At 56.6% G+C, this 13,611-nt stretch carries 12 protein-coding genes; 9 read left to right on the top strand and 3 right to left on the bottom strand.

Annotated features, from left to right (window positions below; genetic code table 11):
* Positions 1-2: 2 nt before the first annotated feature.
* The 9 genes from AB5K84_RS18895 (at position 3) to AB5K84_RS18855 (ending at position 9,360) form a co-directional block, all read left to right on the top strand.
* Positions 3-1,166, top strand: a complete 1,164-nt coding sequence (locus AB5K84_RS18895; RefSeq protein WP_441232570.1) for an AAA family ATPase — start codon at positions 3-5, stop codon at positions 1,164-1,166.
* A 584-nt stretch (positions 1,167-1,750) separates the two neighbouring features.
* A complete protein-coding gene (locus tag AB5K84_RS18890) occupies positions 1,751-2,185 on the top strand; it encodes a hypothetical protein (RefSeq protein WP_441232569.1) in 435 nt (144 codons plus the stop codon).
* An 80-nt stretch (positions 2,186-2,265) separates the two neighbouring features.
* Positions 2,266-2,502, top strand: coding sequence for a hypothetical protein (locus AB5K84_RS18885; protein ID WP_441232568.1), 237 nt, complete (start codon positions 2,266-2,268; stop codon positions 2,500-2,502).
* A gap of 34 nt (positions 2,503-2,536) precedes the next feature.
* Positions 2,537-3,517, top strand: a complete 981-nt coding sequence (locus tag AB5K84_RS18880; protein WP_441232567.1) for a GTP pyrophosphokinase — start codon at positions 2,537-2,539, stop codon at positions 3,515-3,517.
* 249 nt (positions 3,518-3,766) lie between these two features.
* On the top strand, positions 3,767-5,074 hold the full coding sequence (locus AB5K84_RS18875; RefSeq protein WP_441232566.1) for a hypothetical protein: 1,308 nt from the start codon (positions 3,767-3,769) through the stop codon (positions 5,072-5,074).
* 429 nt (positions 5,075-5,503) lie between these two features.
* On the top strand, positions 5,504-6,025 hold the full coding sequence (locus tag AB5K84_RS18870) for a hypothetical protein (protein WP_441232565.1): 522 nt from the start codon (positions 5,504-5,506) through the stop codon (positions 6,023-6,025).
* Positions 6,026-6,352: 327 nt separating this feature from the next.
* Complete coding sequence (locus tag AB5K84_RS18865) at positions 6,353-6,553, top strand: hypothetical protein (protein ID WP_441232564.1); 201 nt, start codon at positions 6,353-6,355, stop codon at positions 6,551-6,553.
* 5 nt (positions 6,554-6,558) lie between these two features.
* On the top strand, positions 6,559-7,404 hold the full coding sequence (locus AB5K84_RS18860; RefSeq protein WP_441232563.1) for a hypothetical protein: 846 nt from the start codon (positions 6,559-6,561) through the stop codon (positions 7,402-7,404).
* Positions 7,405-7,746: 342 nt separating this feature from the next.
* Positions 7,747-9,360, top strand: a complete 1,614-nt coding sequence (locus AB5K84_RS18855; protein ID WP_441232562.1) for a reverse transcriptase domain-containing protein — start codon at positions 7,747-7,749, stop codon at positions 9,358-9,360.
* Positions 9,361-9,398: 38 nt separating this feature from the next.
* Here AB5K84_RS18855 and AB5K84_RS18850 read toward each other — a convergent pair whose 3' ends face one another.
* The 3 genes from AB5K84_RS18850 to AB5K84_RS18840 form a co-directional block, all read right to left on the bottom strand.
* Positions 9,399-10,025 carry an AbiU2 domain-containing protein gene (locus AB5K84_RS18850; protein ID WP_441232561.1) on the bottom strand — a complete coding sequence of 209 codons (627 nt, stop codon included), beginning with the start codon at positions 10,023-10,025 and terminating at the stop codon, positions 9,399-9,401.
* A 309-nt stretch (positions 10,026-10,334) separates the two neighbouring features.
* Positions 10,335-11,669, bottom strand: a complete 1,335-nt coding sequence (locus tag AB5K84_RS18845) for a UvrD-helicase domain-containing protein (protein WP_441232560.1) — start codon at positions 11,667-11,669, stop codon at positions 10,335-10,337.
* A complete protein-coding gene (locus AB5K84_RS18840) occupies positions 11,666-13,495 on the bottom strand; it encodes an ATP-dependent nuclease (RefSeq protein ID WP_441232559.1) in 1,830 nt (609 codons plus the stop codon). The genes AB5K84_RS18845 and AB5K84_RS18840 overlap by 4 nt, the downstream gene beginning before the upstream one ends.
* Between the last annotated feature and the right edge of the window lie 116 nt (positions 13,496-13,611).

Here is a 13,611-nt window from a genome sequence, read left to right as displayed (position 1 = left end):
AAATGGCCAAGATCACTATCTTCCCCGCACCGAAGCCCAGCCCGATCAACACCGTATCGCTGCGGGCCATCGGAGCGACCTCGCCGGAACCGCCGCAATGGCTGGTAAAAGGCATTCTCCCCCGTACCGGAGTTGCGCTGCTCTCCGGACAATACGCGGCGGGCAAGACCTTCGTTGGCGCTGACCTGTGTTTGTCGCTGGTGTTTGATCGAGAGTTTCTCGGGCGCCGTGTGCGCTCGGGCGGCGTCCTCTGGATTGCCGCTGAGGGTGGTGGCGAGATCGACTCGCGAGTTGAGGCGGCCCGCGCAGAGAAGTTTCAGGACGGCCACGCGGGTGAGATTCCGTTCTTTGTCGCCGAGCCCCCGGCCGGGTTGTCGCAGAACCACATTATCACCTGGCTTGAGCATGCCGTTGCTGAAGCATCGTGGGAGGCTGCCGGAAAATTCGGCGCAGATCTCCGTTTGGTTGTGATCGACACCCTTGCGGCGTGTTTCAACATCGCCGACGAAAACGACAACGCTGAAGCCGCGCGCCTGATGAAAGAATTAGCCCGAGTTGGCAACGCCAGCGACGTGCTGGTCATGCCGATTGCCCACCACGGGAAGAACGCCGAGACGGGCGTTCGCGGCGCTTCGGCATACGGTGCTGGAGCGGACGCTATCCTTTCCGTGCTTGGAGTCACTGATCCCTTGTCTGGCAAGACCTCTAAACGATCTTTGGCACTGACTAAGTCTCGGCGCGGCGGCACCGGTTCGCTGGGATCATTTGAAGTGCGGAACCATGTGCTCGGTCTCGACGAAGACGGCGACCCGATGACCGCCGGTTATATCGAGTTCTTGGAAAGTGCCGGAGAAGCCGCCTCGCAGGTAGTGGTGGCCAAGGTGAAGAGTAAGATTCCGCGCGACTTCAGCGAGGCGTTCAATGAGGCGCTGGCAGCCCGCGGGCAGGATTATAGAATCCCTGAAGGTCCGACCGTTACGGCGGTGAATGTCACCGAGGTGCGAAACCTCTTTTTGCGTCGATACATCACCGGCAACCCGGAAACCAAGCCCTCGGCAAAATACAAGGCCTTTGCCCGGGCGATTGAGGCCGCAAAGAACGAGAGCATGATTGCGGGCACCTCCCTTTCCTCAAACGTCGAGTTAATTTGGGCACTGCGGGATTGAGTGGACAAAGTGGACAGGTTGGACATTTGTCCACTTTGTCCAACGGTCCAACGTCTACCCCCACACCACCCCCAAAGGGGTGTGGGGAGTGGACAAAGTAGACAAGTGGACAAGACCCTTAGGGAGAATGTCCACTCTGTCCACTTTCGTTGAGGTCTTTGTTAGAGGTGTTGCAGGCCGCAAACGCTCGCCGTGCTTCAGGGCAGCGCAACGATCAATGAGCATTGGGACTTCCTGGGCACCGTGTCCGGCGTTGTCCAGGCGCGCTTCCCGCAACACTTCTACAGGGCAGTCGTCAATGCCTCGGCGCCCTGAAGGCCCATCGCGCGGGCTGGAGGGAAACACTCGCGAGAGACTTCTAGCGTCGTCACTGAGGGCGTCTCACCGAAACGTCCCGACCCCTGTCGAGCGCAGCAATGGCGAGTAGCATCTGCGCAAGTGCCGAAGTCCGCTTAAGACCCCCTTAGCCGACAAATTGGCGTTTCCGATTCTCCAAGCTCCGCTGAGTTGCCTTCCAAAATTGCAGTCGTTGTGTTTCTCTCTTTGGGTGATATCATTGCCTCTTTCCAACCCAAGGTGTAGCAATGGCCGTTCCGGTTCCTATCGATACACACATGCGGCTTGCTTCGATGCGCCAGATCCACTGCGCAATAGATCACTTGCATAGAGGCGATTACGAATGCGCCATCACCTTGGCTGGTGCCGCTGAAGGGATAATGCCGGACGCATGGAGACCGCACTTTCGCCAGAAGGTAAAGGCGTTTGCTAAGACAGCCGAAATTCAGGAAGTAGGCGGAGCAATTGGCGAGAATGACTATATCAACTGGCTGAAACACGGCAGCTTGAAGCGCGGAGGACCGCGATTTGAAACGGCGACTATTCCCGCCGAGGAGAGTCTTGTTGTGGTCTATCGTGCGATTACCAAATACAGCGCAGTGTACGATGATTTATCTCCGCAAATGTTGAGCTACCTGAGTTGGGCCAAGGTATGGTTGGCAACTGGAGTGAACGACAGGTAGCGGTTATGACCCGGGGGCCCAATTGGGGCCGGCATTTTTGGCACGCCGAATCTGCGATGTTACAATTTTGGAGACCTTACATGGCATTGAAACAGCCAATCCTGCTATTCTTGACACTGGTACTTACGTTCCTGAATCTCGCTCTACCAATCATCAATTTCACGGCAGGCGCAAAGGCCGAAGTAGCAGGTATGGACTGGTTCGAACTTGCAAAGGACGGTGATTTCAGACAGGCGGTCGGTTACGTAGTCAGCAAGTGTACAATAGACATGGATCAGCCGCCCGCCGTGTCCCCAAAAATACTTTGTGGCCGATAGGATTTTACGCGGGCGAGCGACGGGAGCGAGTTACATGAGCGAGCCTGATGATATCGAAGTGGCGCGCGACGCATATGCGCAGGTCCAGCCCCTTTACACGAGACTCGCCTCGGAAATTCGGGACATACTTGAAGTCAAACTCGCGGCGGCTAGGCTTACACCAGTCTCACTTACTTTCCGGACTAAGACGCCTGATAGCTTTGTGGCGAAGATTGGGCGCAAGAAGTATAGGAATCCGCTCTCGCAAATGATCGACCTCGCTGGCGTTCGCGTGGTCTCCGCCTATGAATCGGAGCTTGCTAAGATCACGGAAATCATTGAAGCGGTGTTCGATGTGCAGGACCGCATCGACAAAGCGCGTGATCTCGGCGTGGATAGGATGGGTTACAACGGCAAGGCATATGTTGTCAGACTGGGCGCCCGCTACGCCGGCGGACGATATGAAGGCATCACAGATATTAACTGCGAGATTCAGGTTCGGACGGTCCTGCAAGATGCTTGGGCGATCATCAATCACCAGCTTGTCTATAAGAACGAAGAGTCGACGCCCGAGCGACTGCGCAGGGATTTGAACAACGTTGCTTCCCTCCTAGAGATTGCGCAGGGGATATTTGACTCTGTTAGAGAAAAGAGGAACGCCTATGTCAGCGAGATCCAGCTAAAGGAAAATGATCAGTCGGCTTTCCTTGCCCAGCCGCTCGATTTCGACACGGTGATGGCGTATACGCGCTGGAAGTTTCCGGACCTCGATGCGTCTGTTAACCTGACGCAGATGTTGCTCAAAGATATCGACCTGAAGACCTATCCGACACTGCAGAAACTCGATGCAGTCGTGGATCATGCCCGCGCTGCGGTCGCAGCCTATCAGAAGGAAAATCCCGATTGGTTTAAGACCGGCACTGACTTCCTGACGAAGTCGCTGGGCTTCGTTGATCCGAAGTTCCGGGCAAAACACGGCTTTGCAACCAGGACGCGGGCTGCATTTGATAAATTTCAGAATTTAATCGCAAGATAGCGAGATAGCTGCAAAGCGGTGTGCGTGGCAGTATCGGGCCACGTCCTGATGTGGCCCCGATTCGGATGCGCGCTGAAAAAGCGCGCCACCTCCATGAACCATCCTTGAGGAAACGGACACCGTCTGCATCCGCGCCGGCAGAGACCGCCACCCGCTGGGGGGGAGCCCCTGGCGCCACGCACCGGCCCCCAGTCTTGGCTCTCCAAAAATTCATGATATCTAGGGTTTCGATCTTAGAGCGCGGGCACCATGCCATCCGTTTATGACGTACTAGACCAGTGGAAACTATTAGGGGAAAGCCAAAGTATAAGCACGCTTCGGCCGGCGGATTGGCGGCAGATAGATGCCGCACTGAGGCAGCTATACGATAGTGATTTCTCTGGTCGGCTCGGCTCTTCGTTCCTCGGTACTCATCTAACGACGAGGATCGCGGATGGAGCCGTTGGTCCTGAAGCTCTGGCCATGCCGGCGCTAGTTTTCGACTCGGTCTGGCTATTTGACCCGGTATATAGCCTGATTAGCGTCGCAGCGTCCGACGTATGGAATTTGCTGCCGGAGCGCAATATGCAGTTCTTTGGAAAAGGACCTCATATCTGGCGCGATTGGCGGCCACTTGGTCATCAAAAAAAATATGACCGTCATGAATTTCTCCTCAAAGAGCTTCCGCGCAGGCTACAGCGGCTTCGCGAACTCAGGCCGCTTCACGATGCAGGAGCGATTCGTTTCGTATCGTGGGAAGCGCTCTTGCTAAAGCATAAGGATGGATTGAAATCATCGATAGACGTCTTGCGAGCACCGTCATCCAAAATGCAGATGCATTACCCACAGAGCGAATACAACATTGGCGTGCGGCTCGATCCTATCAGAATCCAAGTTAAAGATGGGCTCAATTTGACGCCGGGAACGGATCTTCATATTGGTGACCGTACACCGATGTTGCTGTATGGCCTCGTGAATACGCTTGTTTCAACTCGCTGTGGTGCAGTTCTGCATCCAGAACTTCCTGGCGACGCCGATGTGTATGAGTTCGTTATGTCAGGTCTTAATTCCACGCCGAAAAAGGCACCAATAGCCGAGCAGATCGAGTTGCCGCAATTTTCACGGGCGGTCTGGGACGACATCTTAACGATACGAAAGGACTCTGAAGCTCTGGCCACAGTTCGCGAATTGATACAACTAGCTGCGAACTCGAACGAGGCGGCGGTAATCGGAGATGTTCGAACTCGACTAGAAGGTGCAGCCGAAAAACTTCGAGAGGAAAACGGACTTTTGCCGTTCTTTCGAAAAGGAAGTACGAAGCTCGGTTTCGATGCGGTGAAGGGATCTGCAAGCAGAGTCGCGGGAACCATGGCAACTGGCGCGGTGACAGGCGCTATCTCGGGCGGTCCCGCTGGTGCAGTTGTTGGTGCGGCTGCCGGGGGAATCGCGGGTGCTGGGTTGGATTTCTTATGGAATCTCGCCACACGGTCTTTCGACAAGGATTTCAAAGCCAAAGCAGAACGAGCGGAGCTTTTTGTTCGAATCGCTGAAAGGCTTCCTGCCTCCAACAGAGATTAAGGCCCTCAGTTGGGCTGCTTTCAGCCACGAGTCTAACCAAGCTAACGCATTGCAAGCGTTGTGGCACACACCGACTGACCACTTATGGCCCATCTGCGACAACAACATCCGCCATTGCGCCGCCGCCTGCTGAAGAGCGGACATGGACGAGCCTAGCAAGACCGCATTCTACCTCTTTGCGCACGCACCTGACGCGGGCTGCGCCATCTTGCAGACTGCAATGCTTTGGGTCCTCCCAGCGCCCCCATAGCATCGGGTGACGCGCGACCGCCCGATCCCGCTAGACATAGAATTTCAAAAGTGGGTTTCTGTTCTCGAATCGGTTGCAGGGGCAACGCGGGGGCGCTGCCCAAGGGAGACTACAATAGGCTGTAGCGGAATATCTCGGCGCCTGATCTTGGGTCAGTTTCAACCTCAGGATTTCCGCCGATGCCCGACGCTCTTCCGCTGTATCCCTCCGACTTCCGCGCCGCGCCGGTCGCGCCCCTGAACCGAAAGCGTCGCAAAAACCCGCGCACGGTCACGATGCCCGACAGGGTGGGTCCGCATGTGAAGCTGGTCTTCGCCGAAATGGCGCGGCAAAAGCTGCGCTATCTTGACGTGGCCGAACGTAGCGGCGTGCAGCACGCTACGCTGAAGGCGTGGAGAAAGAAAAATCGACCGGGTTTGGAGTCCGTTGAAGCCGTGCTGGCAACGCTTGGATACGGCCTTGTGCCGGTCCCCGCTCTCGAAGCGCTCCCGCCGGTACTCGCTGGCGAACTCACCGCGCTCGCTCTCAAGATGCGAGTGAACATCCCGCAGGCCTGGGCCGCACTGATCGATATCGGCGTCGAGCAAAAGCTTCTCCGCATGCGGGCAGACGAGCGCGGCGCCATTCTGGCCGAGCATGAAGCGCGCCTCGCTCGCATCCCCGCCAACGACAACCAGAAGCGCCGCCGTAAAGTGGCTTAAGGGATACCGAAACAGTCCCGACAGCCGCCCCTGATTTTCCCATACTGATCCCGTTGCTTGGTTCTCCTCCACACCAAGTAACGCCGGTCGTCAGCCTTGGCCGGTGCGTTTGGTAGCCAGATGCACCGGCCATTTTTTCAGATGGATGCCCATGTCTAAAGTTTTTCTCTCGCGCACCCAGGCCGCAAAGCAGATCGGCCGATGCGCGAAGACCCTCCGCAATCTGGCCAAGCGTGGCGATGGTCCCCCGTTTTTGTTGATCGGTGACCGACCTGCTTATCCGGCCGATCAGCTTCAAGTCTGGCTCGCAACCGGTGGAGATGCCGCATGACCCGCCGCGAGGAACTTATGCGCGCCGTGCAAGACGCGACCGCGACCTACGCTGCCGCAAAAGAGCGTCATACTTACGCACGCAAGATGGCCGCGCTCGGCATGGGCGCCGATGTATTCGGCACTTGCAATCTTGAGGCGCGCGCCTACTCGGAATGGCTCCGCGCGAGCGATGCTCTTCAGAATTATCGAGGCTGATACCAATGAATATGATCTCCAAGCTCTTCGCCCCCAAGTCCGCTATCACCTCCGCAACGATCCGCGCCGAGATCGAACGGGCTGAATCTGAAATCACTGCACATCGCGCCCAACTTGAGGGCGTCCTTGCTGGCATTGCCGTCATGAATGATAGCCAGCACGCGCAAGCTGAGGCCGACGCCGCAGCGATCAAGCGTGCAGTCATGCGACTTGAAGCCCGCGCCAATCATCTGACCGCCGAGCTTCCGAACGTGATCGCGGCTGAGGAAGCCGCCGCGAAGGTCGCCGCCGACGACGCATTGCGCCAGCGTGCGGAAGCCGCGCGGAAGGCGAACACCAAGGAAGCCGCCAAGCTGCTCGCGGACTACGCCGTCCACGCTGCTCGGGTTGCGGATGTGATCGCGAAGCTCGAAGCGCTCGACATCGAAACGACGGCCGTGAACGCCGCATTGCGATCCAATCCCGTCGCCGAGAACGTCGCGGGATACGGCGAAATCCACCGAAGGAGTCCCGACCGCCCGGCCGGCGAGCGACGCGCGGTGCGGAAGTGCTGGGTCTATCGTTACCCCGGCTCCCCGCGCAATACGGACAAGGCCAAGTTTCAGTACGAAGCGCCGCACGAAGTAGTTCGGCAGGCGGACATCGGCCGTGACGGCAAGGCAATCCCGGTTTCGGCAGTCCAGCACGACTACTATGGTCACGTGCTTACCATCATCCCCACTCTTGAAGATCGCGAGGTCGTTACGGAACGCGTGTCTTTCCGCCCCGGTCAGACCGAAGCGCCGCTGTCATCGGTCCGGCTCCCGCCTGCATTCTCCGGTGAGCCCTCCGTCTGGCCGCGAAAATATTAAAGGCATATCGCTTGCGTCTCGATTTACACCATCCCGCCCAATCGACGGGATGGCATGCGAGATACCCAATGCGAGATTGAGTGCGCGACGGTGACTTAGCTTACGACGATTTGATTTTAGACGGTCGAAACAACGTAGGCGCAAGAACCTGATGTCTGCATGTTCGCTAGTAGCGCCACAAAACGGAAGGTCTCTGAAGTCGCGGAAAGGCGAATAGAAGACATCCTACTTCCTTCGTGCCGCAAAGCTTTGTTCTGCCTATTTGCAACAAGGCTCGTCCTAAACTAGGGGTTGAAACATTATCAGCAAGGCCGCATCTTGTCGCAATATGGAGCGGACAGCATGTCGGACAAGATACCTCTCGGCCTAGACGGCGCGGTGATGGCTAAGATCGATTGGCAACTCGCACTCAAGCGGATTAGCCACGACCTTCGATCCGACTTCATTTACGCGCCCCACATCGGCTTCATCTACGCAAAGGCGGGCGATGAGCTGATCCAGGAAGTGAGGACCGCGTTATCCAAAGGCGCATACAGCCCCGGCCTGCCTATAACGATCGAAGTCCCAAAGTCGTTTCGCATTCAGGTCGCGGTGAACCCCGTGCGACTGGGGCCGAGCTTCTCGCGCCCAGGAAGCATTCTTCTTCCCCACGATCGGTTACTATATCAGGTTCTAGCTGACCAAGCAGCCCCTATCGTTCAGAAGAAGACAGACCATTCACGCTCGTTCAGCCACCAACTTGCGGCGCTCGATACTCCCGCGATGTTCATGCCTACTAGGACTTGCTGGAGCGCTTTGCAGAGCGCCCTAGCGAAGCATTCGCAGCACCAGGGGATCAAATACATCCTCAAGATCGACGTTGCCAACTATTTTGGCTCGATGAACCTTCACACGCTGATTAACGTGCTGAACGACTCCGGATACGCGAGTGAGCTATTGAACCGACTGGAGACACTTTTAACCAGCTATACAAGCAACCGTTCTTCGCGTGGGATACTGCAGGGAATGTCTCCATCAGACCTCTTCGGAAATTTCTACATGGAGCCCATTGATCGGTTCTTGAAGGACAATGGGGTGCTGGCAGCTCGTTATGTGGATGATTTGTACATTTTCATGGAGAGCGTCGAGGCTGCGGAGAGCTTGCTGCGACTGCTTATCCCTCGGCTCCGCAGCTATGATCTCGTACTGAATGAGGCGAAGTGCAAGATCATCCCGAAAAACCAACTCCATTCCGAAGAGCCGGACCTGCAGGAGCTATTCGACGAAGCCGTTGAGGAGATCCGTGAACAGCTGAACGACGATGACTTCGATGCCGATTACGGCTTTCAGTCTGAATGGGAAGAAGATGGCCAAGAGGAAGAGGACGAGGACGAGCTAAGTTTGGAGGCGACGAAACAGCTCTTCGATTCACTCGAAACATATCTCGGGCAAGAGGAGAACATCGAGCGTTTCTGCCTGCCCTTGCTTGCCAAAGCCGATTCAGACCACGCACTTCAGCATGTGCTGGAGTCATTCAAAAAACGGCCATCGATGGCCCAGATATATGCGTCGTACGTTGCCAAGTTCCTGAAACACCAGAGCGTTCTCAATGCCCTTCTGTCCCTGCTGGCGGATTCGGAGCTGACCGACTGGCAGAAGATGTGGATTCTTGCTGCGCTCTCTCAATCGGACAAGTACGATGATGCGTCCGTTAAGATCGCGCTGGACATCCTTCAGGATGCTAATCGGCACGAGACACTCCGGGCAGTAGCGGCGATATTCGTCGGTCGATACGGGGATCATTCCCGACGGATCACCTTGCAGAGCGCATATAGTACCTCATCCCCCTACATTCAAAGCGCCATCTACTTCTCGTCGCGCAAATGGCCGAAAGTAGAAAGGCAGAATGCAAGGACGAACTGGGGGAACCACGGATCACTAAACAAGCTTCTAACGGCCGCAATGGAGAAGAAGTAGGGCTTTCGCCTACGAGCTTGAACAAAGCCGGCCGAAAGTCACTTCCTAAGTCCGTCAATCAACGCACGCCCGTTTCGATGATAGCTGTCGATGGCCTCTTGGTAACGGCAATCTGTCTGAGCAAAAACTAATTGGATACCCTCGGCGACCCTGAGCGTGGCTTTCACCAGAGTCCACAATTCGTGCAGTAAAGCGCGGTTCTCTTTCTGAAATCCGACCGTAACGTGCCCGAGCTTCTTGTTACGCAAATGACGAATCCTATCCAACGACTCGCTGTTGCTTTTTAAGGTGTCCCACCGCTCTCTCAAAGACCGCATGTTTGATGCCGCATCTGGAACCATACTCGCGCGTGCAAGTACCTTAGCTCGCCACAGCCGATCTTTTGCAATCAAAGCCTCGCAAAAGCTCGGATCATCCAGGGCCTTCAATACTAACGAGATATTGGCATCATCACGCCTTTTACTCTCTTCGCAAAGCGCGCAAACGCGAAAAGCGACCATGCGGATCAGGTCACCTTGAATGACCCCGACAGCCTGAGACGGTCCGCCAGACTCAACACGCCCTTGCCCAAGGGCGTCGTTCATGCCGTGAAAAACCCCATACGACGCCGCTAAATCCAGCGAAGCGAGGTGGATTTCCGTGACCATCTCGGAAAGAGTTTCCATTTGGGCACCTTTTGTTGTCAACGCTCTGACCACTGCTGCGATGTTTCGCGTTTGCCTGCCACACCGGCCCTAAACAACCTGAAATCACCGTGCGCGGAAGCAACATCTATCGCAAGAACAAAGGTGCCGGCAATTCCCCTACGCGTCCCCTAATCATGTCGCGGCACGCGATAAAGCCCTCATTGCGGTCGTGTATGTAGCCAAGGAACTATTGCTCACATCTGGCACAGTTTACACGCAAGGTACGCGCTGGTGAGACCGACATTCCCATGGCCGTATGGAGTCCAGCCAGAAATGCCCACGCGCGGCCTATGGCGCGAACGGCGCACTATCTAGTCGGCCCTGTCCCAGCACGATCACAGTGCAATTCTGTTGGGCACGTGTGATTGCGTTATAGAGCAATCTGCGCAAATGCTCCGGGCCGCCTTTAACGGTATGCGGCCAGAGTACGACAACGTTCGGAAACTCTCGGTTCTTGGCACGTTGGATCGTCATGGCAAGATGGCCGCGCCGTTGCTGAAACCCGAGACGCGTGCGGTTGCGAACGGCCTCTCGCACCAACTCGATGACTTGCGCTGCGGTGAACTCGGTTTGTCCGTGTGCCTTGCGCAAGCGATCCATACGACTGATCGCCCGCGCAATAGCAGCGTGTTCGGCCAGCGGCGTCAAAAGAGTGCGAAGGTCGGCGCAAGACGCCGCTTCCGGCAACACGGTGTCGGCCAGCAATGCGTCGGCTTCCTCATTGTCATCGCGGTCCCAGACGTGGGGATATGGACCGAAGGTCGCGCCACTTTTCTTATACGTTTGCTGCTTGGTTTTGACGGTATTGAGTGCGGCACGGATGATCTCGTTGCTCGCGTGCGGGGTAAGAATAGCAACTTGGCCTTTATGCTGATTGAACTCGTTAGCAATCACCCATGCTAGAAGCCCGGAATTTTTGTTCCTGACCGATGCTTCCAAGAGCCGAAAGCCTACACCACTCCAAATCGTCCTGTTGTTGAACGTCTTTGCGGCCAGAACAGACTTGATCTCCCGTCCCTCGCGCACGGCCAGCGCGGCGGCCAGAAGGCCCTCCTGTTTGGTGCGCCGCGGCTGTGTGAGGCGGTGGGTTCGCCCCGCTCCTTCAAGCCAGCTCATAAGAGGCGCGGTGTCGCGCCCGTTGTGAAGACACTGAAACGCGTCCGCCGCTGCTACGATCCGGCAGGTTTGCGAAAGCCCCTGAAGGACACGCATACGGTGCTCATCGAGGTCCTGCGCCTCGTCCACCAAGATCAGCGGGAAGCCTCTTGCCACCCATTGTCGAACCGTGTCGATTTCCAGCAGACTCGCCGCTAAAAAGCACGGCCCGTCAAATTCATTCAAGGCGACCGCCAGTTCCCGCATCGTCGGCGTAATCAGACTCCGGCGGCGCGCGGCAAGTGTTCGGGCAAATACATCAAAAGTCTGACATTCAAAACGCCTGCGAAAAGCCGGGTTCTCGCCAAGACGCGCATCCAGACGGCGCCGCGCGCCGTTCATAAAGGTGAGCGCCAAGAGCTTGTTCCCAACGCCGAGTGCACCATCCTGAACAAGTTCTGCTGCCTTGCCCACAAGATTGTGCGTCTTGCCCGTCCCGGCTGCACCTTCGAAGAAATCGAACGTCATGGCGGCGTAAAACAAAAAACGTGCATGTCGGGGGTCGAATCCGCTTGCAAGCGCGTGAATTGCACCTCGTTCGCATTCATCGGATTGCGCAACACCTTACAGAGGGCATTAAGTAACTGCGCGGCACGCTCTCGGCAGGCTGCGTTAGCCATGAGCGTGATAGCGGCGCTCTCATGGGTCGGCGCGTAGGATTTTCTAGCCAGCAAATGGGCGGTGAGCGCCTGACGGTCAGCAAACGGTGTTCCTAGCACTAGTCCAAGCGCGGCTAGCGTCGCCGCCTCATCAGCGCTTGCGATCCACGAAACGATATGCTCCATCGCCCAGCCGTCGGGCCAGAACACAACACAACGCGGGGGTGGACTACTAGCTTTCACAGCATCGAAATACGTACGCCCATCACTGTCCCCATCAACGAGAACACACGGATGCGCATGTACGGCACTAACGACCGCGAATGTATCGGCAATCTTGGCGTCTATAGTCGGCACTACGCCGATGAATGTGGAGAGGTCTGACGCACCTCCTGCGTCCTGCCAGCCCTGATGCAATTCAAGCGCAGTTTGCAGAGCCTCAAGCCACGCTACATCCGAAACCCCTTCGGGAATCAAGACGCATTCGTGCATGAGTGCAGCCACTAGTTTTTGCCGCCAAGCGTAGAGCAAATGTTGCTGGTGATTGGTCGGCTGCGCTGGCACGGTGTCCATCAATGGCTTGGCATTTAAGACACCTGCACGGGTTTCAACGAACAGCGTGTCCTGGGCCGGAAACATCGCAGCCACTATCGGAGAATGCGTTGTGATGACCGTTTGATCACAAAGCGCATTGAGGCGGTTGACCAGCCGCTTTTGCTGCGAAGGCTGGATATGCAATTCCGGCTCTTCTACGGCCAACACAAATGACTTGCCCGTTTCCGCGCGAGCCTTGCCGAACTGCATGAGCAGAAGAAGGCTTTGTAGAGAAACAAGACCCGTGCCGTGTCGTTGCGAGGGGAGAGTTGGCCCTTCCCCATGTGCGAAGTGGGGCACGACGCTTTCGAGAACAGAAACGCTATCAGTGGCCGTCAAACGTAATTGCAGCTTTGGCGCACTTGCCATCAGTCCGCGCAGTTCGTCATTGGCGTCGTTGACGATCTCGAAAAGCCCTGGCTGGTCTTCAAGCCGCGCGTCCTGGGGTGGTGTCCAGAGGCGCTGGCGTTCCGTGCGCACAGCCTGGGCGGGCATGTCCCCCCGCGTTGCCACCACGCGGCGGAACAACTCCGAGGAAAACGAAATCCAACGATCCCATGTGCGCGAAGCCGGAACCAGAAAGAACCCCAACTCCTGCAACACCTTGGTATGTACGGTGCGCAAGTGCGCGTCTTCGGCGAATGGGTCGCCAAGCGCAACTTCGTCATCTACGAAGAAGCGGACGCCTTCTGCTTCGAGTTCGTCCAGATCGAACCGCGCGGCAAACCCAATCTGCACGGCTAGGTCAGTATGCTGCTTATCCGCTGCAGCGCTTAACGTCTTGGCGTTGGGATTGTACCATTTCTCGACGCCGCGCTCAGGACTGAACCAAGAGGAATGGTGGTGAGGGTCATTGGGTGCAAAACCCGTTACGGTAGCGACGCACAGGATTCGCGCAGTTGCATTCGGCGCGCTGCCGTAAAAATCGTGTTCGGTTAAGCGGCGCACAAGGCGATCGCGCCCGAAGAGCAATGCCAAGGCCTCTATGATAGTGGTCTTGCCGCTATTGTTCGGACCGACAAGAACGGCATGACGGCCCAGCGCAATGTCCGCTGAACGCACCCCTCGAAAGCCGGAGATCTTCAAGCGGACAATATGCATTTTAGCCCCCGAATCTTCAACACCTGAATCTCGACGCCTGCCTAATCCCCTGAACTGCCTGTCCGTTCGCGTTCCTGACCGTGCTCTCCACAGATAGGCGCATTGCGCCTTCTCAC

Origin of the sequence: Bradyrhizobium sp. 1200_D9_N1_1, assembly GCF_052075915.1 — a bacterium.
Lineage (GTDB): Bacteria > Pseudomonadota > Alphaproteobacteria > Rhizobiales > Xanthobacteraceae > Bradyrhizobium > Bradyrhizobium diazoefficiens.
The sequence above is the reverse complement of the archived record's forward strand: the minus strand, read 5'-3'. Positions and strand labels throughout refer to the sequence as shown.